Origin of the sequence: Erwinia sp. JUb26, from assembly GCF_003751505.1 — a bacterium.
Taxonomy (GTDB): Bacteria; Pseudomonadota; Gammaproteobacteria; order Enterobacterales; family Enterobacteriaceae; genus Erwinia.
Genome location: NZ_RJVB01000002.1, coordinates 617,397 through 642,646 on the forward strand (window position 1 = coordinate 617,397; position 25,250 = coordinate 642,646).

Consider the following 25,250-nt stretch of genomic DNA (forward strand, 5'->3'; position numbering starts at 1 on the left):
GGAGTACTAAGGTGCAAAGGTGCAAAGGTGCAAAGGTGCAAAGGTGCAAAGGTGCAAAGGTGCAAAGGTACAGTGAGTCTGGCACCTGGAAGCTCAAGGCTGGAATGATGGCCGCCGATCGGGGCAGCCATCGTGCGTCGACAGGTTACTTCCCGGCCAGTGCGGCAAACACTTTCTCTACCGCATACGCGCCGGGATCTTTCACCCCGTCCAGGCTTTCCGCATTCAGATAGGAGGCGCGCCCGGCCCCGGCGCTGCGCATCCGACTAGTGCTCTCGGCCCCCTCGCGGGCGGCGTCAGCCGCGGCGGCCAGATCCTTGCCCGCGACCAGCGCGGCAAAGGCCGGATGCAGCGCATCAATCATCGTACGCTGCCCGACCCTGGCACCGCCGTAATGCTGCATACGCTCCAGGCCATAGCTTAGCGCCTGCGGCAGCGGCTCTCCCTCTTCCAGGCGCTGCCCTGCGGCGGTAAACATAATCGACATCAGCACACCGCTGGAGCCGCCCATTACCGTCGCCAGTTTTTCACCGATAACGTTCAGCAGCTGACCGGCACAATCGAGCGGTAGCGCCTGCTCTTCGCAGGCTTTAAGAAGACTTTTCGCCCCGGCGGCAAAGGTTGAGCCGGTATCGCCGTCGCCTACTTTCGCATCCAGGTTGTTCAGCGCGCTTTCCTCGGCAATTAACGTCCGGCAAACGGTGGTCAGCAGCGCGCCGACGTTATCGTTAGAGGAAGGGGTAAAGGCTTGCTGCGAATCGAGGGTTTTCGCCGGAGTTTCGACCTGGGCTGACGGTGAGAATGCCGCCGTCCAGCCTGCGGCTTCAACCGGCGAGAGCAGCGCCTTTTCCAGTGCATCATCCAGCCGCAGCACAGAGAGGGAAAAACCTTTCATATCCAGCGCGCTGACCAGCGTGGCCGGACCCAGCAGCAGGCGTACCTGCCTGCCGATGACCGAGCGCAGCACTTCCCGCGTCAGCACCGCCATCTCCAGCATCGAAAAGCCACCGAGATTATTGAGCAACAGCGCCAGCGGACCGTCGCCCGCATGAGCGGCCAGCCGCTGTACCATCTGCTCGACAATCTCCACGCTGTTCTGGGTTTTCATTGTCGATGCTCCGGGCTCGCCGTGGATCCCCATACCCAGCTCGCAGGATCCGGGCTTCACCCGATCGTCACGCGCTTCACCGGGCACGTGGCAGCTGCTGAAGGCCACGCCGATGGAGGCGGTCATCTCAATGGCGCGCTGGGCGACGGCGGTCACCTCGGCCAGGCCCTGCCCCTGTTCAGCGGCAAAGCCGGCAATTTTGTGCACCAGCGCCGTCCCCGCGATGCCGCGCGGCTGCGGGTTGTCCGGCAGGGCAATATCATCGCGCACCATCACCATTTCCACCCGGTAACCCAGCCGTTTAGCTTTCTCCGCCGCCAGCCCGAAGTTAAGCCGATCGCCGGTATAGTTTTTCACGATCAGCAGGCAGCCCGCCTCGCCGGTGACGTTAATAATGGCGTGCAGCACCGCATCCACACTGGGCGAGGCAAAAACATCCCCGCACACGGCGGCGGTCAGCATGCCTTTACCGACAAAACCAATATGCGCAGGTTCATGCCCGGAACCGCCGCCGGAAATCAGGGCGACCTTCGAACGGTGCCAGTCGCTGCGCACCACTACACGCAGATCGCTACCCAGCGCGAGGCGGCTAAGATTATGAAAAGGCGTACTTAACAACGCACCTTCTATCGCCTCATTGACCAGCTGCTGCTTCTCGTTCATAAAAAACTGACTCATCTTATCTCCTTATCTCAGGCCTGCTCTCTGCACAGGCGGCCACCTGCACGATGCTATAACTGTAGTAAAAATCCCTGGCGTAATCGTGGTGGAAACGGCGCAATCTATTTCCAACACGTTTAACGACGCGGAAATATCCGCCGACCGCATTCTGAGGAAAAACAGCGCGGTCATTCTGGTTAGTTATCTAAGTAATAATAGCGAGGTAAATGAAACAACTTCTGATACCGCAAGCGCTATTATTTGATTCATACTTAATTACAATATTTAACCAAAATAAAATAGTAATAAATTGAAATGCATAAGATTTATTTCTTGCGATGTCTTTGTTCTTTATTTTCCATTTCTGAAATGAAAAATGAAATTGCAGCATCAATCACACTTCCGATTAATTAAGGTGAAAAATAATGCAAAAACGGCTACAAATAATAAGAGATGTCCAAATAAGTTTGTCTTCAACCTGGCTATTCAGATGATAAAGCCGCCTGTTAACGCAGAAAAAGGCAGATGATATTCCGAAAGGCCATCGTTTCTAAAACGCTAACACCAGGGCGTCAAAAGGGGCAGATTAAGCGATCTGTTCCTTTTTTTTCACCCTGTCACTTTTCAGCATCCGATTGTCAGCTTTGCGACGGCCAACACCCCCGATGCTGACGCAGAATAGAGCCTCTGTTAACAAGGAGGAATCACTATGCTGCAACAACCCAACGGCAAATACCGCGCGTTTCCCCAGGTCGCGCTGAGCGATCGCCAGTGGCCGGGCAAAACGCTGACCCAGGCGCCGCGCTGGCTCTCTACCGATCTGCGCGATGGTAACCAGTCGCTGGCCGAGCCGATGGACAGCACGCGTAAAAAGCTGTTCTGGCAGCTACTGTTGCAGTGTGGATTTAAGGAAATTGAAGTCGCCTACCCTTCCGCCTCGCTCACCGATTTTAATTTCGTTCGCGAGCTGATTGAAGAACGGATGATCCCGGATGACGTGTCGATTCAGGTGCTGACTCAGGCGCGTAGCGATCTAATTGACCGTACGTTTGTCTCTCTGGAGGGCGCGAAAAACGCCACGGTGCACCTCTATAACGCCACTGCACCCGTGTTCCGCCGGCTGGTATTCCGTCAGAGCAAAGAGCAGATTATCGAACTGGCAGTCAATGCCACCCGCCTGATCCGCCAGCGCTGCGAGGAGCAGCCGCAGACCAACTGGACCTTTGAATATTCACCGGAAACGTTCTGCTTTACCGAACTCGACTTCGCGCTGGAAATTTGCGAGGCGGTTGCCGCCGTGTGGCAGCCCTGCGCGGAACGCCCGATGATCGTCAACCTGCCCGCTACCGTGGAAGTCAGCACGCCCAACGTCTATGCCGACCAGATTGAGTACTTCTGCCGCCATTTCTCCTGGCGTCCGCAGGTTTGTATCAGCGTCCACCCGCATAACGATCGCGGTACCGGCATCGCCGCCGCCGAGCTGGCGCTACTGGCCGGGGCTGATCGGGTGGAAGGTTGCCTGTTTGGCAACGGCGAGCGCACCGGCAATGTCGATCTGGTGACCATGGCGCTGAACTTTTACACCCAGGGTATCAATCCGCAGCTGGACTTCAGCCAGATGAAGCAGGTGGTGGATCTGGTTGAGCAGTGCAACCAGCTGCCGGTCCATCCCCGCCATCCTTACGCCGGTGAACTGGTGTTTACCGCCTTCTCCGGTTCGCACCAGGATGCGATTAAGAAAGGCTTTGCTGCCCGTAAAGAACAGCAGGATAACGTCTGGGAAGTGCCTTATCTGCCGCTGGATCCGGCGGATATCGGCTGCAACTATGAGGCGGTGATCCGCGTCAACAGCCAGTCGGGGAAGAGCGGCGCGGCCTGGATGATCGAGCAGAACCACGGCCTGGTGCTGCCTCGCGCCCTGCAGCAGGATTTCAGCCAGCGGGTGCAGCAGATCACCGACGGCGAGGGCAAGGAGATGACCCAGGCGGCGATCTGGCTGCTGTTCCGCCAGGCGTATGGTCTGAGTGCACCCCAGCTTCAGCTGGGCGAATACCGTAGCCAGAGCGACAGCCACGGGCAGCTGCAGTTTGAGGCCAGCGTGCAGCAGGACGACCGCCCATACGCCGTCGCCGGACGGGGCAACGGCCTGCTGTCGGCGGCGGTCGATGCGCTGCGCCAGGCCTTTGACATCTCCTTCACCATTCAGGACTACCATGAGCACACCCTCGGCCAGCGCAGCGACAGCCGCTCGGTCGCCTATCTGCACTGCACCTTTGCCGGGAATCACAGCGCCTGGGGCGTCGGTATCGACAGCGACATTTCCCGCGCGTCGCTGCAGGCGCTGCTGAACGCGCTGGCGCAGGGTCAGTTGGCGGGTGGGAAGTAGTCGCTGGGTGCCACGCCCATAATGCGGCGGAACATCGCGCTGAACGCACTCTGGCTTTCATAACCCAGCTCAAGTGACACCGTCAGCACGGAATCCCCCTGCGCTAAACGCGCCAGCGCTTCCATCAGCCTGGCGCGCCGCACCCAGTCACTAAACTGCAGACCGGTTTCCTGATAAAAGCGCCGCGCCAGCGTGCGGCTGCTGACGTTTATCCGCCGGGCGCTGTTCTCCAGCGTCCAGCTCTCTCCCGGCTCGGCTCTCAGGGCGTTGCACAGCGAAACCAGCGCCTCGCTCAGCGGCTCAGGCAGGCTGAACGGCAGCTCGGTCATCACGCGGATCTCATCCAGTATCAGCTCATAAATTCGCTCCGCCCGGCTGGCGGGGGCATAGGATTCCGGCAGCGCCAGCGCGCTGACAATCAGCTCGCGCAGCAGCGGCGAAACCTGCACCACCTGGCAGCTGGCGGGCAGATCGGCACGCGCCAGCGGATCGACGAACAGCGTGCGCGCCGCCACGTTGCCGGTCATCTGCAAGGCATGCGGCACGCCCGCAGGCAGCCAGACGCCGCGCCCCGGCGGCACAATCCAGTGGCCCAGATCCGTTTCAATACGCACCACGCCGCTCAGCGTATGAACCAGCTGCGCGCAGTTGTGGTAATGCCACGGTTCACTGTCGCCGTGGCGATAGTCATGGGCGTAGGGCACCAGCGGTCGGGTGGCAAAAGAGAAATCAACGGAGGATGACATAGGGTCCCCGGGAGTGGGCAGGAACTCAAGCTTAACAAAGGTATGGGCAGAATGCGGAAAAAAGAGGAGAGAGGGGCTGTGGGTCGCGTGGGTAGAAGGACCGAAATCAGGCGGGCCGTGACTGGCCCGCCCGTTGCAGCAATTGATCAGGAGTGAACGGCTTTCAGCTGCGCTTCGTAGGCCGTGGCCTGTTTGGCGTCGAACTGATTCTCCCACTTGGCCACCACCAGCACCGCCAACGCATTGCCCACCACGTTCAGCGCGGTACGGGCCATGTCGAGGATACGGTCAACACCGGCGATAAAGGCCAGGCCTTCCAGCGGAATGCCCACGCTGCCCAGCGTCGCAAGCAGCACCACGAACGAGACGCCCGGCACGCCGGCGATCCCTTTCGACGTCACCATCAGCGTCAACACCAGGATGATTTCATCACCCAGCGACAGGTTGATGCCGTACAGCTGTGCGATAAAGATCGCCGCGATGCTCTGATACAGCGTTGAACCGTCGAGGTTAAACGAGTAGCCGGTGGGCACCACAAAGCTGGTGATCGACTTCGGCGCGCCGTAGGCCTCCATCTTCTCCATGATACGCGGCAGCACGGTTTCCGAACTGGCGGTGGAATAAGCCAGGATCAGCTCATCCTTCAGGATGCGGAACAGCACGGTGATGCGCAGCTTACAGATACGCGCAACGGCGCCCAGCACCACACAGGCGAAGAAGGCGATAGCGGCGTACACCAGAATCACCAGCTTGGCCAACGGCCACAGCGAAGCGAAACCGAAGTTGGCCACGGTCACCGAGATCAGCGCGAACACCCCGACCGGCGCGTAGCGCATGATCATGCTGGTCACTTTAAACATTGCTTCCGAGGTGGAGCGGAACACTTTCACCAGCGGGTCGCGATGTTCAGACGGCAGCGAGGAAAGGCCCAGACCAAACAGCACCGAGAAGAAGATAATCGGCAGCATGTCGCCTTTAGCGATAGCGGCGAAAATATTCTGCGGGATCAGCGACAGAATAGTGGCCACCAGGCTGTGCGGCTGGCCCTGAACCTGTGCCGTTGTCGCTTCATATTTAGAGATGTCCACCGTTGCCAGCGTCGACATATCAATGCCGGAACCGGGTTGGAATACATTCGCCAGAGTAATACCTGTCACAATGGCAATGGTGGTAATCACTTCGAAATAAACAATCGTTTTAACGCCAATACGTCCAAGTTTCTTGGCATCCCCGACGCCGGCGATACCGACAATCAGCGTGGAGATCACGATCGGAACAACAATCATCTTGATCAGGTGAATAAAGATGTCACCGGCCGGGCTGAGAATGTTAGTGACTAACCATTCACGTTCCCCTGGTTGATTATGCAGAACCGCCCCAACGACGATCCCCAGTACCAACGCAATCAAAATTTGCCAGGCAAGGCTGAGTTTTATTGCTTTCATAACGCGTCTTTTCCTTAACATGACCTGCTTTCCGCGCGGAGCTTGCGGAGTGAATGACACTCAAGGGAGGCAGACCGAAACCGGTCAATTCACAGGTAATGGATGGTTGATACCTGTATTCAGGCGCGTAATCAGTACCATTTTAAGCGGTATTAATGCAAGTCTGGGCGAGATGTATCTATTTTGTTAATTATCGGCAGAATAAAGCTCTGTTTTTAACCACGTCAAACTAAGCTATTGTTATGATTAACAATTTGAAATCACTAAAACAACATAACTATGCATGAACTTATCGGTTGTGGCATCAAATTAACGGTCTGCTTGCGCTTTTTTTGTACATCTGTACGGTGTAAATCAGCATTATTGCTATTGCTTCCCTCTCTTTCTGACGATGTCTTACAGCTGTTTCATGACGTCGGGTTATGACGTGATCTGCCGCTCAAAAAGAAAACAAAGCCTTGCAGGTATCTTCACTTAACCATTGATTGACATATTATTAACATCTTCAAGGAGGCCAGCCATGAGCCAAATACATACGTACCCTGTTCCCGCGAACATTGCGGAAAATACCCTGATTAATGCTCAGCAGTACCAGTCGATGTACCAGCAGTCAGTGCAGGACCCCGATGGATTCTGGGGTGAGCAAGGCAAGATACTTGACTGGATCACGCCTTACCGTACGGTGAAAAATACCTCTTTCGCTCCGGGTAATATTTCTATTCGCTGGTTTGAAGACGGTACCCTCAATCTGGCTGCCAACTGTCTGGACCGCCACCTGCAAACGCGCGGTGACCATCCGGCCATCATCTGGGAAGGCGACGACGCCAGCGAAAGTAAAACCCTCACTTATCGCGAACTGCATCGCGACGTGTGCCGCTTTGCCAACGTGCTGCAGGATCTGGGCATCGGCAAAGGCGACGTGGTGGCAATTTATATGCCGATGGTGCCCGAAGCCGCGGTCGCCATGCTGGCCTGCGCGCGAATCGGCGCCATCCATTCGGTGATTTTCGGTGGCTTCTCGCCGGAAGCCGTGGCCGGACGTATTATCGACAGCACCGCCAGACTGGTGATCACCGCCGATGAGGGCGTGCGCGCCGGTCGCAGCATCCCGCTGAAGAAAAACGTCGATGACGCCCTGAAAAACCCGGCCGTGACCAGCGTGCAAAACGTGGTGGTGTTTCGCCGCACCGGCCGCGATGGTGACTGGAACAGCGAGCGCGACCTGTGGTGGCACGAACTGGTGGCTGATGCCAGCAGCGAACATCAGCCGGTTGAGATGAACGCCGAAGACCCGCTGTTTATCCTCTATACCTCCGGCTCGACCGGTAAGCCAAAAGGCGTGCTGCATACCACCGGCGGTTATCTGGTGTATGCCGCCACCACCTTTAAGTACGTTTTTGACTATCACCCGGAAGATATTTACTGGTGTACCGCCGATGTCGGCTGGGTCACCGGCCACAGCTATCTGCTTTACGGACCGCTGGCCTGCGGCGCGACGACGCTGATGTTCGAGGGCGTGCCAAACTGGCCGAAACCGAGCCGGATGGCGGAAGTGGTCGATAAGCACAAAGTGACCATCCTCTATACCGCACCAACGGCGGTCCGTGCGCTGATGGCCGAAGGCGATAAGGCAATTGAGGGAACCGATCGTTCTTCCCTGCGCATTCTGGGTTCGGTCGGCGAACCGATTAACCCGGAAGCCTGGGAGTGGTTCCACAAAAAAATTGGTAACGGCCGCTGCCCGATCTCCGACACCTGGTGGCAGACCGAAACCGGGGGCTTTATGATCACCCCGCTGCCCGGTGCTACCGTCCTGAAGCCCGGTTCGGCCACCAAGCCGTTCTTTGGCGTACAGCCTGCACTGGTGGATAACGAAGGCCACCCACAGGAAGGCGCTGCCGAAGGCAATCTGGTGATTGTCGATTCGTGGCCGGGCCAGGCACGTACCCTGTTTGGTGACCATGACCGTTTTGAACAGACCTATTTCTCAACCTTTAAAAACATGTACTTCAGCGGCGACGGTGCACGCCGTGACGCCGATGGCGACTACTGGATCACCGGCCGCGTTGACGATGTGCTGAACGTTTCCGGCCACCGTCTGGGCACCGCCGAGATCGAATCCGCGCTGGTCTCGCATCCAAAAATTGCCGAAGCGGCCGTGGTTGGTATTCCTCACAGCCTGAAGGGCCAGGCAATTTATGCCTATATCACCCTGAACCACGGCGAGGAGCCTTCACCGGAGCTGTATACCGAAGTGCGTAACTGGGTGCGAAAAGAGATTGGCCCGATTGCCACGCCGGACGTGCTGCACTGGACCGACTCCCTGCCGAAAACCCGCTCCGGTAAGATCATGCGCCGTATTCTGCGCAAAATCGCCACCGGGGATACCAGCAATCTCGGCGATACCTCAACGCTCGCCGATCCGGGCGTGGTGGAGAAACTTCTGGAAGAGAAACAATCGATTAAAATGCCATAAATCTGATGGGGGCCTCAGTGCCCCCATTGCCTAACTGCCGCAGAGCAGCCCGTCGTCTTTCGTCTTAATTTTCAGCACCATGAAGTGATAACAAAAAAACCTGGTTGCCGAAGCCGTGCTTCTGCTGTCCCGGTATAACTCTACCTCTGGAGACGCTGTGATGAACGATGTCATTTATCAACGCATAGAAAAAAGCGCCCGATTTAAAGAACTGGTCAGAAAACGCCAGAGCTTTGCCACCCTGCTGTCCCTGATCATGCTGGTGCTCTACGTCGGTTTTATCCTGCTGATCGCCTTTGCTCCCGGCTGGCTGGGCACGCCGCTGCATGAGGGCACTAACGTTACGCGCGGCATTCCCATCGGTATCGGCCTGATTGTTATCTCCTTCGTGCTGACCGGCGTTTACGTCTGGCGCGCTAACGGCGAGTTCGACCGCCTGACCCGTGAACTGTTGAACGAGGTGAAAGGATGAAACTTCGCCTTCTCTCGCTGGCTCTGCCCGCCCTGCTGCCTTTCGGTGCGCAGGCCGCCGATGCCATCACCGGTGCGGTTGAGCGCCAGCCCACCAACGTTGAAGCCATTATCATGTTCCTGATTTTTGTGGCGGCCACGCTGGGCATTACTTACTGGGCGTCAAAACGTACCCGTTCGCGCAGTGATTACTATACCGCCGGTGGCAATATCACCGGTTTTCAAAACGGGCTGGCGATGGCCGGGGACTTTATGTCCGCCGCCTCGTTCCTTGGCATCTCGGCGCTGGTTTATACCTCCGGCTACGATGGCCTGATCTATTCACTCGGCTTCCTGGTCGGCTGGCCGATTATTCTGTTCCTTATCGCCGAGCGCCTGCGCAACCTTGGCCGCTACACCTTTGCCGATGTGGCCTCCTACCGCCTGAAGCAGAAGCCGATTCGTACCCTCTCCGCCTGCGGTTCACTGGTGGTGGTGGCGCTGTATCTGATTGCGCAAATGGTCGGGGCCGGTAAGCTTATTCAGCTGCTGTTCGGGCTGGACTATCACGTTGCGGTCGTTCTGGTCGGCATTCTGATGGTGATGTACGTGCTGTTCGGCGGCATGCTGGCCACCACCTGGGTGCAGATCATCAAGGCCGTGCTGCTGCTGTTCGGGGCCAGCTTTATGGCGATTATGGTGATGAAAACCGTCGGCTTCAGCTTCAATAACCTGTTTACCGAAGCGATGAAGGTCCACCCGAAAGGCATTGAAATTATGCGCCCGGGCGGGCTGGTGAAAGACCCCATCTCCGCGCTGTCGCTGGGCCTGGGCCTGATGTTTGGTACCGCTGGCCTGCCACATATTCTGATGCGCTTCTTCACCGTCAGCGATGCCCGCGAGGCGCGTAAAAGCGTCTTCTACGCCACTGGCTTTATGGGCTACTTCTACTTCCTGACCTTTATCATCGGCTTTGGTGCGATCCTGCTGGTCGGTGCCAACCCGGCGTTTAAAGACGCCGCGGGAGCGCTGATTGGCGGTAATAATATGGCGGCGGTGCATCTGGCCGACGCGGTCGGCGGTAGCCTGTTCCTTGGCTTTATCTCAGCGGTGGCCTTCGCCACGATTCTGGCGGTGGTGGCCGGACTGACCCTCGCGGGCGCATCGGCGGTATCCCACGATCTGTACGCCAGCGTGTTCCGTAAAGGCCAGGCAACCGAGCGCGAGGAGCTGAGAGTCTCCAAAATCACCGTGCTGGTGCTGGGCGTGGTGGCGATTGCGCTGGGGATCCTGTTTGAGAAGCAAAACATCGCCTTTATGGTTGGGCTGGCCTTCTCGATTGCCGCCAGCTGTAACTTCCCGATTATCCTGCTGTCGATGTACTGGTCAAAACTGACCACCCGCGGCGCGATGATCGGCGGCTGGCTGGGGTTAATTACCGCCGTCGTGCTGATGATCCTCGGCCCGACCGTTTGGGTACAGGTGCTGGGGCACGACAAGCCGGTTTATCCATATGAATATCCGGCGCTGTTCTCGATGCTGGCGGCCTTTATCGGTACCTGGCTGTTCTCCGTCACCGATAACTCTGCGGAAGGGGCACAGGAGCGTCTGCGCTTCCAGGCTCAGTTCGTCCGTTCACAAACCGGCGTCGGTATTGAGGGCGGTAAGGGGCATTAATTTATCACCCCAGGGGCGGGCCGGGTGCCTGCCCCTTTATTGCTGTGGCGCTGCCTTGATGGGTAATTAATGATCCATTTCGGCGAGTTCATCTTCCGACAGGCCGGTAATGTCTGCTATCGCCTGACGCTCGAATCCCTTCGCCAGCATTTTTCTCGCCAGCGACCTGGTTACATCCATCGCACCTTCAAGGCGGCCTTTTTTCAGTCCCCTTTCCATGCCTTGTTCGATCCCTTGCTCAATTCCTTTTTCCTCTCCCTGTTCGAAAAAAAACTGATTGCCGTTCTGCTCAAACCATTCTGCTAGCGTCATCATTCCCTCCTTGTATCCAGACGTTCGGCGAGACAGCTCCTGAGCAAAAGCCTGCGGTGAGGGCGTCCTGCCAACCTGTAACATATAGTTGAACAGCGGTTTTAGCTGCTCTTCGCCAGTGTAGCCAGCGAATAGCAGCGTGACCAGCGGCTCCAGCAATTCCATGAGATCACGCTGGCGAATATGCTTCTGCAGCAGTTCCAGTATCGCCATTCGGCGATGTTGCATGATTTCATCATCCGCAATAACCGTCACATCAACCAGTGGGAAGTCACCACCGTAAAGCCGGGCCGCCAGTTGCGGTTCGCTAAACGCCTGCAGCCAGCTCATCGAATAAGGATAGGGCGTGACCCGGCCGTGATAGAAAAGTATCGGTACCACCAGCGGCAGCTGTTCATTTCCGGCATCAAGATGGCGCTGCATGACCGCAATCGCGTAACGCATTAATCGAAAGGCCATCAGCCTGTCGGGCGTGCTTTGATGTTCAATCAGCGTGTAAATATAGCCCTCTCCTCCGGTGGTTTTGACCGAATAAAGCACGTCGGAATAGTACGCACGGAGATCCTCTTCAATAAAGTTCCCTGACTCCAGCGCGAGGGTATCGAGACTGCAGATATTCAGCAGGCCCGCCGGTAAATGGATCTGCAAAAAATCACGCGCGGTATCCGGGTGGCCTAATATCTTTTTAAAGATCGCATCATGCGGCGTTGGCGTTTGAGTTCCTTTCATCACCGCAAGATGATTGATTTTTCGGATACGGGAAAGGCGTTTTTTTATTTATTCTCTGCGCCTGCGGCAGCGCTTCCTTTTTTATGCAAACGGCGTGTTTTCGATAATAAAAATGCCGAGCGCGATCCAGAAATTATCATTCCCTATTTCAGTCAAAACCGCCGGTCGGGTATTTTAAATTCAGCAGAACGGCAGAATAAACGAGGATAGAAATTTGCTAACGGTGAGCAGGGAGCAGGGAGCAGGGAGCAGGGAGCAGGGAACAGGGAGCAGGGAACAGGGAGCAGGGAGCAGGGAGCAGGGTGAAAATTATCAATCAGCAGATTTAAGACAACGGCGCAACGGACGAATAACGCAGCAGACAAACGGGGCGAAACAGGCTCACTGCCCGCTCACCCCGCTCCGCTTCAGCCGCGCAGACCAGCGCGGTCAGAAGTTTACGCCTGCACGATTAGAAGTGCAGCGCGGCACCGACGTACGGGCCGTCGGCGACGACGTTATCTTTGCGGCCATCTTTGCCGTTCATCGACATGTATTTGTAGCCAACGCTGACGTCAACCAGCGAAATCGGCTGGAAACTGATGCCGGCAGAGGCTTCCTGGTAATTATCGATGTGGCTGGAGAAGGAATCCGGCGAGTAGAAGTACTGGCCGTAAACGTTGAACATTTTGGTCACTGGCACCTTCACACCGCCGCCCACGGCAATCGCATAGCCGTCTTTGGTGTCTTTCGGGTTAGTGGACATGGCTTTGATGGTTGGGGACAGCATCACATCGCCGATTGCCACGTTATAGCCGAGGCCCAGGCTGCTGACGTTGCCATCATGATCGCTGCGCAGCCAGTCACCGGATAAGGCGAATCCTGGCGTGCTGGTGCCCAGACCAACGTGAACGTCGGTGTAATCTTTGCCGACGCTCACGCCGCCATCAATCGCCTGAGCCGTTCCTGCCAGCGCCAGCAGCGCCAGAGCGCCGGTCGTCATTGCCACTTTTTTCATTGTTCTCTCCCAATTTAATTTACTCACGCCTGAAAACGGCGGTGGTGCAGCGTAAACCAACTGTTTTAAGAATTATATGAGAATGAACTAAATGGTAATAAATTTGATTAATCTTACAAAAGAGTAAGTAACCAGATATTTCCGTCAGGCGCTGACCCACATAATATGGCCGACTACCGGCGCGATAATCACCGTCAGCACCCCGGAGAGCATCATTACCAGGCTGGACACCACGCCCTCCTGCGGACCCAGTTCATAGGCACGCGCCGTACCGGCACCGTGAGAGGCAGCCCCGAAACCTGCGCCTTTCGCCATCCCCTGCTTAATCGCCAGGCGCAGGAACAGCAGGTCGCCGACCGCCATGCCGAAGACGCCGGTGATCACCACGAACAACGCCACGAGGTCGGGCTTACCGCCCAACTGCTCTGCCGCCGCCAGCGCAAAAGGCGTGGTGATGGAACGCACCGCCAGGCTGCGCTGGATCTCTTCCGGCAGCGTTAGCAGCCGCGCCAGCCACACCGAGCTGCAGATCGCCACCAGCGTGGCGGTGATCACCCCGGCGGTCAGCGACAGCCAGTGACGGCGGATAATCGCCGTGTTTTCATACACCGGCACCGCAAAGGCCAGCGTTGCCGGGCCGAGTAGCCACAGCAGCCAGCGGCTTTCGCCAATGTAGTCCTGCCAGCTGATATGGGTGGTCACCAGCAGCGCCACCAGCACCATCGGGGTCATCACCAGCGGCATCAGCAGCAGCCGGTGCCAGCGGTGATACAGCCGTTTATTGGCAAAGTAGATCAGCAGCGTTGCCAGCAGGCACAGGATACTCAGGACAAAATCATTCATCGTGCTGCCTCTGCTGTTTACGTGCGGCCAGCCACAGTTCAAAGCGGCTGACGCGATCGACCACGATGCTGGTTGCCGCCAGCACCAGCAGCGTGCTGAGGGTAATCACCAGCAGGATACGCCAGCCCTCTACCCGTAGCAGTTCGGAGTAATTAACGACTGCCACCACCGCCGGAATAAAGAACAGCAGCATTTCGGCCAGCAGCCAGTTAGACCCGGCCTTCACCCAGCGGATGGGCAGGATACGCAGCATAATCATCGCCAGCAGCAGCAGCATGCCGACGATGTTGGCCGGCAGCGGCAGGTGCAGCCAGACCACCAGATGTTGTGAGAAAACAAACAAACCGACGTACAGCATCACCTGTAGCGGAACCTGAACCCGTAGCAGCCAGCCCGTTTTCACCGGGTCTGTCATGGTGGCCATTGCTTCATTACCTCTGAAGGAGCATTTTTGCTGGTTTTATTATAAAGGGGTAACAAAGCGTGAAAAAAATGACTTAATATTATTTCAACTATGCCAAACAGGAATGATTATGGACGTTCGCGCCCTACGCTATTTTGTTGAAGTTGTCCGCCAGCAAAGCTTTACCCGGGCCGCTGAACAGCTGTATGTCACGCAGCCGACCATCAGCAAAATGCTGCGCCAGCTGGAGGACGAACTGGGCTGCATCCTGTTAATGCGCGAGGGCCGCAAGCTGCATCTGACCGATACCGGGCAGGCGGTTTATCAGCGTGGAGTGACCATTCTGCAGGAATTTAAGCAGCTGGAGGCGGAAATCAGCGACCTCAACGAGCTGAAAACCGGCGAGCTGCGGCTGGGCATCCCGCCGATGGTCGGCATGCAGATTGCCGGGTCGATATCGGCTTTTCGCCAGCGCTATCCCGGCGTGGAGCTAAAAATTTCCGAATTCGGCGGGCTGACCGTGCAGCAGGCGGTGCTGTCGGGCAGCCTGGATATTGCCATGACCGCCCTGCCGGTGGCCGACGATCTGCCGCTTAACTCGCTGCCGCTGATGAGCCACCCGCTGTGCGTGCTGGTGCCGCGCACCGAAACCTGGCTGCGTCGTACGCACTTAAAACTCAGCGAGCTGGCCGGGCAGCCGATCCTGATCTACAACGAAGAGTTCTCGCTCAACCGCCAGCTGATGCGCGCGTTCCAGGCCAGCGGCTTCACGCCGCAAATCGCCGTACGCAGCGGGCAGTGGGACTTTCTGGCGGCGATGGTGCAGGCGGGAATGGGCGTGGCAATCCTGCCCGAGCCGATCTGTCAGCGGCTGGATAAAAGCCAGCTGCTGTGGCTGCCGCTGGAGTCGGATCTGGTGTGGAAGCTGGGGCTGATCTGGCGGGAAGGAAGCTATCTGTCACGCAGCGCCCAGGCGTGGATCGCCTGCTGCCGCGAATTCTGGCCGGACAGCACGCCCGGACTGGCGGTTTAACGCCATCAAAAAGGGCGGCCTCGGTGGCCGCCCTTTTTGATATTACTCTTCTTTTTCGCTCAGCAGCGTTTCCAGCAGGTCGAGGTCGTGCAGCAGCTTGTGCATCGTTTCGTCGCTGATCTGCTGCGTCGCGCGCAGGTGATACAGCTCAGCGCGTTCGGCACGCAGGCCGTTCAGGCGGAAGCGGCGTTCCAGATTCTCCGCATACAGCGCGCGCTCCAGATCCTCTTTGCCATCCACCCGACGGCGCAGATTGCCAATCACCCGCGAGCTGACCTCTTTCAACAGCTCGGGATCGGAGGTCTCTTCACTGTCGGCCAGCAGGCGCTCTTCCATTTTGTACAGGCTTTCAATCGCCGAGCCGGCCATCACCGCCCGCGCCATCTGTACTTCGCGGCGGTGAACGGTTTTATCCGTCCCTTCAATGCCGCGCAGCAGCAGCGGTAGAATCACCACGCCCACCAGCAGGGAGAAAAGGATCACCCCGGTGGCGAGGAACACCAGCTCGTAGCGCGCCGGGAAGTCGTTGCCGTTGCTTAACAGCAGCGGAATCGACAGCACACCGGCGAGGGTGATCGCACCGCGCACGCCAGCGAAGGAGGCAATCAACAGCTCACGGGTGGTGTAGCTGGAAAACTCCATCGGCCGCTTCTTCAGCATATGGCGGCTGATATAACGCATGCCCCACAGCCAGCCGAAGCGCACTATCATCAGCGCGGCATAAATGGTGACGACGGAGGCAAACAGCGCCCACAGTTCCACGTTCGGATCGGCATCGGCCTGTTTGACGGAGATCTCCAGAATGCCCGGCAGCTGCAGGCCCAGCATCAGGAACACCATGCCGTTAAAGACGAACTCCAGCATCTGCCACGCGCCGTTAGCGCGCAGCCGCATGGCCAGCGGGGCCTGGCGGATAATGCCGGAGCGGGAGATGGTCATCCCGGCGGCGACCGAGGCCAGAATGCCGGACACGCCGATATGTTCCGCAATCAGGTAGGAAGCAAACGGCAGTAGCAGCAGCAGCACGGTCTGCGTTGCCGGATCGTCACCGCTCCAGCGGCTGAACAGGCGCAGGGATTTACCATACAGCCAGCAGATAGCGATACCCGCCAGCAGGCCGCCAATCGCCACCTTGAGGAATTCCAGCGACGCGCCGGAGACGGTAAACACCATGGTGCCCATTGCCACGGCGACGGCAAACTTCAGCGACACCAGGCCCGACGCGTCGTTCATTAACGCTTCGCCCTGCAGGATCGCCATAATCTTTTTCGGGATGCGCCCCTCCCCGACGATACCGGACAGCGCCACGGCATCGGTCGGCGACAGCACGGCCGCAAGGGCAAACGCCGGGATTAGCGGGATACCCGGCACCAGCCAGTAAATCAGATAGCCAATCCCCACCACGGTAATTAACACCAGCACCAGCGCCAGGCCGATAATCTCGCGCCCGTGGTGCAAAAACTCACTGGTGGGGGTTTTCCAGCCGTCGGCAAACAGCAGCGGCGGGATAAACAGCACTAAGAACAGCTCCGGGTCGAAATCAACATGCAATCCAAACGTCGGCCAGGCGAGCAGTGCGCCCACGGCGATTTGAACCAGCGGCAGGGGAATTTGAAATGGGATCATGCGTGCGGCGACGCCAGACAGCGAAACGACCAGCATCAGGATCAGGATGGTAAAGAAGATTTCCATGTTTTCCTTTATTTATCTTCCAGTGGTGTGCAGGTGAACGCCTGCAAGGCAAGGGCAAAGCCCTATCCGGCAGCGCCGTTAGACACTGGTTATAGTAAAGCAAATAAATAAACTGATGAAAAACAGGATGTGCGCAGGGAGGGAAATTCAGTGACATCTGAAGGTGGGGCCGAAGATTTCGGCCCCGGGACAGGATTAAATCGCCCAGCCGCCCGCGTAGAAGGCAACCAGTATCACCGCGATAACCACGGTACCGATATTCAGCTTGCGCCATTCACCGGCCACGATGCGGCCAATCACCAGCGAGCCAAAGCCGATCATAATGCCGGTTACAATGTTGCAGGTCAGGACGATAAATACCGCCGCCAGCAGGCCGGACATCGCATCCACGAAATCATCGAAGTCGATTTTCGAGACGTTGCTCAGCATCAGCAGACCGACGTACATCAGCGCCGGTGCCGTCGCATAGCCAGGTACCAGATACGCCAGCGGCGACAGGAACAGGATCAGCAGGAACAGCACGCCAACCACCACCGCCGTCAGGCCGGTTTTACCGCCCGCCGCCGTACCGGCCGCCGATTCGATATACACCGCCGCAGGCGCTGCACCCACCAGGCCGGAGAAGATGCTGCTCACCGAGTCGCTGGTCAGCGCTTTGCCGCCGTCGATAATCTGATTGTTCTTATCCAGCAGGTTCGCCTGACCGGCCACTGCGCGAATGGTGCCGGTGGCATCAAATACCGCCGTCATCACCAGCGCCAGTACGCTTGGCAGCACCGCAGGCTGCAACGCGCCGAGAATATCCAGGCTGAACACCAGCGAGTTACCCTGGGCATCGCTCAGGCTTGGCATGGCAAACAGCCCCTGGTACTTCACCGATGGGTCGAAGATCAGCCCAATCACCGAGATACCGATGATAGTCAGCAGAATGCCGCCGGGAACGCGGCGTTTTTCCAGACCAAAAATCACCGCCAGACCCAGCAGCGACATGATTACCGGGAAGGAGACGAAGTTACCCAGCGCCACCGGCAGGCCCGGCGCCGGGTTTTTCACCACCAGGCCCACGCCGTCGGCGGCAATCAGCAGCAGGAACAGACCGATACCCACGCCGGTACCGTGCGCCACGCCCATCGGTAAATTACGCAGGATCCAGGCGCGGATGCCGGTTGCCGAGATCACGGTAAACAGGATACCCATCAGGAACACCGCGCCCAGCGCGACCGGCACGCTGATGTGCTGGCCCAGCACCAGACTGAAGGCGGTGAACGCCGTCAGGGAGATGGCGCAGCCGATGGCCATTGGCAGATTTGCCCACAGCCCCATCAGCAGTGAACCAAATCCGGCCACCAGACAGGTGGCAACAAAGACCGCCGTCGGTGAGAAGCCGGCTTTGCCCAGCATGCTCGGCACCACAATCACCGAATAAACCATTGCCAGAAAGGTGGTCAGACCGGCCAGAACTTCGGTCCGCACGCTGCTACCGCGCGCGGATATTTTGAACCAGGTGTCTAACGTACCACCGGCCGGTTTAGAAGGAGTCGACATAGTAATCCCCTGAAATTTCTTATGAACTATTGCTGCGCGGCACCGTGAAACAAACGCACGTAAACGTTTGCGTCTCCGGTGCAATATTCACGATAAAAAGAAAGGCGTTTCTTTTCCGTGTTTAAAACCGCGTAATTTAGATGCTTAATTAAAAGGCAAACGATTATCCAGCGTTTAACGGTCCGTTTTCAACACCTGTTAACGGTTATCTTTATTTATTCCAAAACCCGCAACCCGGTAATTCAACGTGAATCCCGGATTGAGAGAAACTTTATCGGGATATGCCGTACGGCAGAAATAGCGCTTTCTTATGAGCGCGCGCCCGCTGCAAAAAATCGGTCAGGAAAGCGTGATTTCACCGCCCTTCTGCAACGCCCGCTGCCAGGCTCCGCGATGCTGGATTTTTTCCAGCCAGTTCTGAATCGCCGGGCTGCCAGCGGCGCCACCGCGCGCGGTCAGCGCCAGCAGCGGAAAGCTCATCTGCACGTCGGCAATGCTGAAGCGGCTACCGGCAAACCAGTCGTGCTGCGCCAGGTGCTGCTCAATAAACTGCCGGTGGGTAGCCAGCTGCCTGTTCAGATACGCTTTTTGCACCCCTTTGCCAAAAGCGCTGCCAAGCGGCCTGAGCAGCCAGGGCACCGGTGCCTGGCCCATCCGGCTGAAAATCAACTTCATCACCAGCAGCGGCATCAGCGATCCTTCGGCGTAGTGCAGCCAGTAGCGCGATTGCAGCTGCTCTTCTTCCTCAATCAGTGTCAGTCTTTCTTCGTCGTCATAGCGAGATTCAAGGTATTCCAGAATCGCGCCGGACTCAGCAATCACCCGGTTGCCGTCGGTAATCACCGGAGATTTCCCCAGCGGATGGATTTTTTTCAGCGCCTCGGGGGCCAGCATGCTCGGCTCGCGCTGGTAAAGCTTGATCTGATAAGGCACGTCCAGCTCTTCCAGCAGCCACAGTACGCGCTGCGAACGGGAGTTGTTCAGATGATGTACGGTGATCATGTTCCCTCCTGCCAAAGCCAAACCTGAAGTATAGGTTTGGCTCAGCTGCTTTTCACATCCAGCAGGATCGCCCCGGTCCCCTGCTCGCTCAGGCGGTCATTCGGGTTGCGCAGCGGGCAGTCTTCCATCGAGAGGCAGCCGCAGCCGATGCAGCCATCCAGATCGTCACGCAGGTGGGTGAGCATTTCGATGCGGCTATCCAGCTCGTCGCGCCACTGCTGCGACAGCACCGCCCACTCTCTCGGCGACATGCGTTTCCCCGGCGGAAACTGCATTAAATTGTCGCCGATCGTCGCCAGCGGAATGCCGATGCGCTGGGCAATTTTGATAATCGCCACCCGGCGTAGCACGTCACGCGTGTAGCGCCGCTGATTCCCCGCGTTGCGGTGGCTGCTGATTAAACCTTTACTTTCATAGAAATGCAGCGCCGACACCGCGACGCCGCAGCGCTGCGCCACGTCGCCGGGGGTCAGTTCGCGCTTGTTGGGGGAGTTGCCGCTTTTTTTCATTTAGCTCTTTACCTCAAGTTAACTTGAGGAATTATACTCAGCCTCCATTGAAAGGGCGAGATGCGTGTTCCATCGTGCCCATCCGTTTCTGATACGTCAGTTGTTATGACGGCCAGATTTGACGCAGAACCAGGGAGAAAAATGTATGCATGATGACATCATCCGCACCCTTACCGACTGGATCGAAAGCAATCTTGATAAAACGCTGTCGATTGATGAAGTGGCGGCCAAATCGGGCTATTCGAAATGGCACCTGCAGCGCATGTTCCGCACCGTGACCAAGCAAACGCTGGGGGGCTATATTCGCGAACGCCGCCTGACGCTGGCGGCCGAAGAGCTGCGGAAAACCCAACGCCCGGTGTTTGATATCGCCATGCAGTATGGCTACGACTCGCAGCAGACTTTCTCCCGCGTGTTCCGTCGCCAGTTTTCACAGACGCCGACGGCCTACCGCCACACCATGCGTCGCCAGGCGCTCCAGCGCGGCAGCTGGAACTTCGACTGTAGCGACTTTGCCATGAACGGCTTCGCGCGCAGCAGTAGTAAAGTCAGTACCGTCTGCAACTGACCCGCCCGGGTCAGCACGGCGCCACTTCCCTCTCCGGTGGCACCCCGGGGGTCAGCTCCCAGAACGACGGGGACAGGAACCAGCCGCCGCCACGCTGCTTAATCTGATACATCGCGCTGTCCGCCTGGGCAAGCAGCACCTCGGTGCTCTGATGATGCTTGCCTAAGGCAACGCCAATACTCAGCGTCTGCGGGATCCGCGTCCCGTCATCCAGCTCCACCGGCTGCCGCATCTCGGCGGTAATATCTCGCGCCACCTGCGCCGCCTGCTCTTCACGATCGATAGCGGTCAGCAGAATGGCAAATTCATCGCCGCCCAGCCTCGCGACCAGATCGTCCTTGCGCAGCCGCGCCCGCAGACGCTGGGCGACCACCCTTAGCACTCTGTCGCCCGCGGCATGGCCGTAGCGATCGTTGACCTCTTTGAAGCGATTCCCGTCGATAAACAGCACGGCAACGCGCTGGCGCTCGCGGGGATCCAACCAGCGTCTTTCCAGCTGATAGGTAAACGCCGCACGGTTGGGTAAGCCGGTGAGCGTGTCGTGCAGCGCCTGATGCGCAAGGGTATCGTTCTCACGCGTCAGGTGCTGATGCCAGCGGTCCAGCTCCGCATTCAGCCGCCGGGTCAGGAAGCTGGCTATCAGCCCACTCACCAGCAGCGCCACGCTGAGAAGCAGCAGCAGTGGCCACAAATAGAAGGGCAACTGCCCGCCCTGATGGGGCTTTTCCAGCGCCATCGCCAGTAGGGAGAGCAGCCCGGCCATCAGGGCAACCGCGGCAATAATCAGATGGATGCGGTGGAACGATTTACGCAGCGTCGGCAGCGTGCGCGACGGCGCGGCGGCAGGCGGGCTGCCATCCCGGTGAATATTCATGTTAGTCCCTCCCTGCAAGCGGCCCTCAGGCCGGTTCCCGCAGGGCTTCTACCTGCGTAATATGCCCGTCGTTATCGTGATAAACGCGCAGCCTGTCGCTGCCGCTCAGCAGGCTGACGTCCCGCTGGCTGATGTCAAAGCTGCGCGCCACCTCTACCGGCTCCAGCCCCGGCCTGCGCCGACGCCGCTCGGTACGGAAACGCAGCTGGTTATACTTGGCCCAGCCGATCAGCAGCAGGGCATTAAACAGCCCGATGCCGATATACAGCGTCAGCGTGCTCAGCCCGGAAACCAGCGGACGCGGGCCGCTGAACGGCATGGTTTGCAGGACTTTCAGCAGCCCGGTGGTAAACAGCCAGATAAAGCCGCCCCAGCCAAACAGCGTCAGGACGAAATCGATAATGCGCGGCACCCAGCCGCGCGGGGTGAAAATCAACGGATTAGCCATAGTGATTATCCTTTTTCAATGCCGCGATCGGGGCTTTCCCAGCGGGCGCGCTGCTTTCTGGAGCGCAGCATCACTTTCGGGAACGCCACCAGCGTGGTGAACAGACTCAGCATCCAGTAGACCAGCGGATACCAGATGACCCAGAACAGAGAAGCGGCCAGGCGCGGCTCGTAGCGACGTTCAATCAGCAGGCTGACGCTGAACTGCAGCAGGCAAGTCACCGCCAGCACCATGCCGGTAAACTGCGGCGGGAACAGGTCGTAAACGCGGATGCTGTCCGGGATTGGCATCACCAGCCCCAGCAGGAACAGAATGACGCTCACCGCATAGGTGAAGGCCCAGATGGTTGACAGGCTGAACTCAAAGAAGAGCGTCCACATCCGGCGATATTCCCAGGACCAGATGTGGCGCAGATTTTTCAGGAACACCTCAGCACCGCCCTGTGCCCAGCGCAGCCGCTGACGCCACAGGCCTTTAAGCGTTTCCGGCATCAGGATCCAGCACAGCGCGCGAGGTTCAAAGAACACCGACCAGTGACGCAGCTGCAGCTTCCAGCTGATATCAATATCCTCGGTGATCATGTCCGGGCTCCAGTAGCCGATTTCCGCCAGCGCGCGGCGGCGGAATGCGGCGACCACGCCGGAGACGGTAAACACCTGGCCGTAAACGCGCTGCGTGCGCTTGATCAGACCGATGATTGAGGAGAACTCGCCCACCTGAATCCGCCCAATCAGCGTGGAGCGGGTGCGGATGCGCGGATTACCGGTTACCGCCCCTACGCGCGGATTATTCAGCAGCGGTGCCACCAGCCAGGCGGCGGCGTCCTTATCCAGCAGCGCATCGCCGTCGATGCACACCAGGAAGTCGCTGCGCGCGGCGGCGGCCCCGGTCTGCAGGGCAATCGCCTTGCCCTGGTTGGCGGCCAGATGGATCACCCGCAGCTTAGGGTGGCTGGCGGCCATCGCGTCCAGCACGGCGCCGGTGTTGTCTTTGGAACCGTCGTTAACGGCGATCACTTCAATATTGCCGTAGCGCTGACCCAGCGCGGCCAGCAGCGTCTCCCCGGCGTTGGCCTCTTCGTTGTAGCAGGGAACAATAATTGAAATCAGCGGGTTCCCTTCCAGCTCGGGGGCGGCAACGTCTTTCCCCCACTTCCAGTGGCGTTCACGATAAAACCAGAAATAGAGCCCGCCGGTCATCCAGATGCCGGACATAAACAGCGGCCAGAAGAAAACAAAGTTCAGCATCACTTCACCGGTATAAATCACCGTAATACCGAACGGTATGCTCAGCACCAGGCAGAGCATCAGAAAGGCAAGAATACGATCGATCATGGCAGCGGATACCAGGTTGATGAAAACACGGGACGGATGTCGTTCAGCGCGGGGCTGTCGTTCAGGAAATCATCCGGGTAGTAGCCGAAGCTCTGCGCGCCGCTGGTTTGCAGCTGTTTCATCCAGCTCGCCAGCTGTGCCGCCGGGATAGCGCCGTGCTGTTCCGGCTGACGCCAGTCGCGCGACTGCAGCTCAAAGACGGTCTTCTTCAGCGCGCCGGGGCGACGACCCACTTCGGTCACCAGCTTGTCCAGCCAGGCGTTGCTCTCCGGCATCGGCACTTTTTCCATCAGCGGCATCGCCATCGGCGCAACCCAGTCATAGGCCTGCAGGAAATCGTCAAGATTCTGCGCAAACCACGCTTCGCTCTGCGGCTCCAGGATCGGCAGTGCAAAGATATTGCGCGCGGTTTTCACCTGCGGCCCGCGAATGGCGCGCACGTCGGCGGTCAGCTGGCGGGTAAAGTCGATCAGCGTGCGGCTCTTGAAGCGCGTCCAGCGCTGGAAGGTGGCGGGATCGCGGCGTATCTCGGCAATCGAGGCCGGGAATCCGGCAGCCTGATAGGCGTGCAGGGCATCCAGACCGGCGTCCTCATCGTCGGCAAGCACCGCGTCATCGTGGTAGATGATGCCGCTGAACACCGCGTGGCTGGCCAGATCCTGGTAGATCTCGCGGATGCGGTCGCGGGCCACCGCGCTGTACGGCGACAGGCGCTGATACTGCTGCGGATCCACCCGGGTCTGCCCGGTCTTCAGATCGATTTTCTCCACGCGCGGCAGTGATTTATCCAGATCGAAGGCCAGCACCGGCATCCAGGCATATACCTCGGCGCTGGTACGAGTGGCGATCTGCCAGGCGACGCGGTTAAACAGATCCTCACGTACCGGCAGCCAGCGGTTGGGGAAGTAGAGTTCGTGCACCAACCCGTCACCGTCCGGATCGGCGAAGGCCTGTAAGAAGACCGTGTTCGCCCCGGAATCGGCCACGCGCTGGATTAGCTTGTCTAAATTGCGCGCCTGCTGCTTAGGGTCGGCATCGTAGATGTAGTCGAGATCGACATGCATCACCCGCATTTCGCTGGTTTCCTGCACCTCAACCACCCGCTGGGCGAAGCTTTCCAGGCTGGGGTTGTTGGAAATCAGCAGGCGCGGCACGTTGTCCAGCGCATCCACGGAAGCCAGTCCGTCATCCAGCGTCATCGCCATCTGATAGCCGTGCTGGCGCACGATGCTCAGCGCTTCACCGCCGGCGGCACCGTAAGGCCAGACCCAGACGCGCGGCGCTTTACCGGTGGCATCGGTAATACGCTGGGTGATTTTCTCCACGTCGGCGTTGACCCGCTGACGGTACTCGGCCCCGGTTTCGTAACGCTGCTGCTTCGTGTCATAGCGGCGATTCACCGCATACGGCTCGCTGTTGCCCTGCGGGTTGGACACCTCGCCCTCGTGCTGGGCGTAAGTGTGCGCGCCGATTTCAACCAGCCCGGAGCGGGACATTTCGCCAATCTGTTGCCAGGTGGTAAAGCGGTCGCGCGGCGTCATCAGCCCGCCAAAGTTCACCGGCTGCCCGGCTGGGGTATCGATCCAACTGCCCACCGGGGCCAGCACCGCGTGCCAGCGGTAAGCCTGCAACAGCGGCCAGACACGGCGATAAAAACTGCTGTAGCCATCGTCGAAGCTGAGCAGCACCGCCTTCTCCGGCAGCGGTTTACCCCCGGCTTTGGCGGTGAGGATCTCATCCACCGACACCGGGTGATAGCCGTTTTCCCGCAGCCAGGCGAACTGATCGTTCAGCGCGCTGCTGCGCACCGACAGATAGCGCTGATCGGCGGACTCATCCTCGACGTCGTGATACGCGAGAACGATAAAATGATTTTTCGGCCACGGCTTTTCAGCGGCTGACAGCGGGCGGTCAGCGGGAGAGAGAAAGCGCGGGCGCTCGGCCTGGCTGCATCCGTTTAGCAGCAGCGTGACAGGCAACAGTAAAAGAAGCATGAACAAACGCATCGTCTGA

The 25,250-nt window shown here is 58.4% G+C and carries 21 protein-coding genes; 6 read left to right on the forward strand and 15 right to left on the reverse strand.

Going from position 1 to position 25,250, the window contains the following annotated elements; all coding sequences use genetic code 11:
* Positions 1–145: 145 nt before the first annotated feature.
* Positions 146–1,786: a dihydroxyacetone kinase subunit DhaK gene (locus EC836_RS07930; RefSeq protein WP_123331808.1), complete on the reverse strand. Its 1,641-nt coding sequence runs from the start codon at positions 1,784–1,786 to the stop codon at positions 146–148.
* 691 nt (positions 1,787–2,477) lie between these two features.
* Here EC836_RS07930 and leuA point away from each other — a divergent pair.
* The gene (gene leuA, locus EC836_RS07935; protein ID WP_123331809.1) at positions 2,478–4,154 is read left to right on the forward strand and encodes a 2-isopropylmalate synthase; all 1,677 of its coding nucleotides are present in this window, start codon (positions 2,478–2,480) and stop codon (positions 4,152–4,154) included.
* Here leuA and EC836_RS07940 read toward each other — a convergent pair.
* Complete coding sequence (locus tag EC836_RS07940; protein WP_123331811.1) at positions 4,133–4,900, reverse strand: helix-turn-helix domain-containing protein; 768 nt, start codon at positions 4,898–4,900, stop codon at positions 4,133–4,135. The two genes, leuA and EC836_RS07940, sit on opposite strands and share 22 nt — an antisense overlap.
* Positions 4,901–5,046: 146 nt before the next feature.
* Positions 5,047–6,345 (reverse strand): glutamate/aspartate:proton symporter GltP, encoded by a 1,299-nt coding sequence (gltP, locus tag EC836_RS07945; protein ID WP_123331813.1) that lies wholly within the window; start codon positions 6,343–6,345, stop codon positions 5,047–5,049.
* Between the two features lie 520 nt (positions 6,346–6,865).
* On the opposite strand from gltP, the gene acs reads away from it, so the two are divergent.
* The 3 genes from acs to actP all read left to right on the forward strand — a co-directional run bounded on the left by acs (position 6,866) and on the right by actP (position 10,948).
* Positions 6,866–8,821 (forward strand): acetate--CoA ligase, encoded by a 1,956-nt coding sequence (gene acs, locus EC836_RS07950; protein WP_123331815.1) that lies wholly within the window; start codon positions 6,866–6,868, stop codon positions 8,819–8,821.
* Positions 8,822–8,981: 160 nt separating this feature from the next.
* On the forward strand, positions 8,982–9,293 hold the full coding sequence (locus EC836_RS07955; protein WP_123331817.1) for a DUF485 domain-containing protein: 312 nt from the start codon (positions 8,982–8,984) through the stop codon (positions 9,291–9,293).
* Complete coding sequence (actP, locus tag EC836_RS07960) at positions 9,290–10,948, forward strand: cation/acetate symporter ActP (RefSeq protein ID WP_123331819.1); 1,659 nt, start codon at positions 9,290–9,292, stop codon at positions 10,946–10,948. The genes EC836_RS07955 and actP overlap by 4 nt, the downstream gene beginning before the upstream one ends.
* A 66-nt stretch (positions 10,949–11,014) precedes the next feature.
* Here actP and EC836_RS07965 read toward each other — a convergent pair whose 3' ends face one another.
* The 4 genes from EC836_RS07965 to EC836_RS07980 all read right to left on the reverse strand — a co-directional run bounded on the left by EC836_RS07965 (position 11,015) and on the right by EC836_RS07980 (position 14,253).
* The gene (locus EC836_RS07965; RefSeq protein ID WP_123331821.1) at positions 11,015–11,989 is read right to left on the reverse strand and encodes an Rpn family recombination-promoting nuclease/putative transposase; all 975 of its coding nucleotides are present in this window, start codon (positions 11,987–11,989) and stop codon (positions 11,015–11,017) included.
* 451 nt (positions 11,990–12,440) lie between these two features.
* Positions 12,441–12,986, reverse strand: a complete 546-nt coding sequence (locus EC836_RS07970; RefSeq protein ID WP_123331823.1) for a YfaZ family outer membrane protein — start codon at positions 12,984–12,986, stop codon at positions 12,441–12,443.
* Positions 12,987–13,130: 144 nt separating this feature from the next.
* Positions 13,131–13,829, reverse strand: a complete 699-nt coding sequence (locus EC836_RS07975) for an LrgB family protein (protein WP_123331825.1) — start codon at positions 13,827–13,829, stop codon at positions 13,131–13,133.
* Positions 13,822–14,253, reverse strand: a complete 432-nt coding sequence (locus tag EC836_RS07980) for a CidA/LrgA family protein (protein WP_199735055.1) — start codon at positions 14,251–14,253, stop codon at positions 13,822–13,824. Before EC836_RS07980 ends, EC836_RS07975 begins: the two co-directional genes overlap by 8 nt.
* 109 nt (positions 14,254–14,362) lie before the next feature.
* Between EC836_RS07980 and EC836_RS07985 the strand changes: the two genes are divergently transcribed.
* Positions 14,363–15,265, forward strand: coding sequence for a LysR family transcriptional regulator (locus tag EC836_RS07985; RefSeq protein ID WP_123331827.1), 903 nt, complete (start codon positions 14,363–14,365; stop codon positions 15,263–15,265).
* A gap of 42 nt (positions 15,266–15,307) precedes the next feature.
* On the opposite strand, the gene EC836_RS07990 is transcribed toward EC836_RS07985, so the two are convergent.
* The 4 genes from EC836_RS07990 to soxR all read right to left on the reverse strand — a co-directional run bounded on the left by EC836_RS07990 (position 15,308) and on the right by soxR (position 20,013).
* On the reverse strand, positions 15,308–16,957 hold the full coding sequence (locus tag EC836_RS07990; RefSeq protein WP_123331829.1) for a Na+/H+ antiporter: 1,650 nt from the start codon (positions 16,955–16,957) through the stop codon (positions 15,308–15,310).
* Between the two features lie 195 nt (positions 16,958–17,152).
* Positions 17,153–18,502 (reverse strand): NCS2 family permease, encoded by a 1,350-nt coding sequence (locus EC836_RS07995; RefSeq protein WP_123331831.1) that lies wholly within the window; start codon positions 18,500–18,502, stop codon positions 17,153–17,155.
* A 339-nt stretch (positions 18,503–18,841) separates the two neighbouring features.
* On the reverse strand, positions 18,842–19,504 hold the full coding sequence (locus EC836_RS08000; protein ID WP_123331833.1) for a glutathione S-transferase family protein: 663 nt from the start codon (positions 19,502–19,504) through the stop codon (positions 18,842–18,844).
* 41 nt (positions 19,505–19,545) lie between these two features.
* On the reverse strand, positions 19,546–20,013 hold the full coding sequence (gene soxR, locus EC836_RS08005; RefSeq protein ID WP_123331835.1) for a redox-sensitive transcriptional activator SoxR: 468 nt from the start codon (positions 20,011–20,013) through the stop codon (positions 19,546–19,548).
* A gap of 145 nt (positions 20,014–20,158) precedes the next feature.
* On the opposite strand from soxR, the gene soxS reads away from it, so the two are divergent.
* Positions 20,159–20,581, forward strand: coding sequence for a superoxide response transcriptional regulator SoxS (gene soxS, locus EC836_RS08010; protein WP_123331837.1), 423 nt, complete (start codon positions 20,159–20,161; stop codon positions 20,579–20,581).
* 10 nt (positions 20,582–20,591) lie between these two features.
* On the opposite strand, the gene EC836_RS08015 is transcribed toward soxS, so the two are convergent.
* Genes EC836_RS08015 through pgaB form a run of 4 tightly spaced genes read right to left on the reverse strand, consistent with a single transcriptional unit; the run spans position 20,592 to position 25,243 of the window.
* Positions 20,592–21,455: a GGDEF domain-containing protein gene (locus EC836_RS08015; RefSeq protein WP_123331839.1), complete on the reverse strand. Its 864-nt coding sequence runs from the start codon at positions 21,453–21,455 to the stop codon at positions 20,592–20,594.
* Positions 21,456–21,480: 25 nt separating this feature from the next.
* A complete protein-coding gene (gene pgaD, locus EC836_RS08020; protein ID WP_123331840.1) occupies positions 21,481–21,903 on the reverse strand; it encodes a poly-beta-1,6-N-acetyl-D-glucosamine biosynthesis protein PgaD in 423 nt (140 codons plus the stop codon).
* Positions 21,904–21,908: 5 nt separating this feature from the next.
* Positions 21,909–23,237, reverse strand: a complete 1,329-nt coding sequence (gene pgaC, locus EC836_RS08025; RefSeq protein WP_123331842.1) for a poly-beta-1,6-N-acetyl-D-glucosamine synthase — start codon at positions 23,235–23,237, stop codon at positions 21,909–21,911.
* A complete protein-coding gene (gene pgaB, locus EC836_RS08030; RefSeq protein ID WP_123331844.1) occupies positions 23,234–25,243 on the reverse strand; it encodes a poly-beta-1,6-N-acetyl-D-glucosamine N-deacetylase PgaB in 2,010 nt (669 codons plus the stop codon). Before pgaB ends, pgaC begins: the two co-directional genes overlap by 4 nt.
* Positions 25,244–25,250 lie beyond the last annotated feature (7 nt).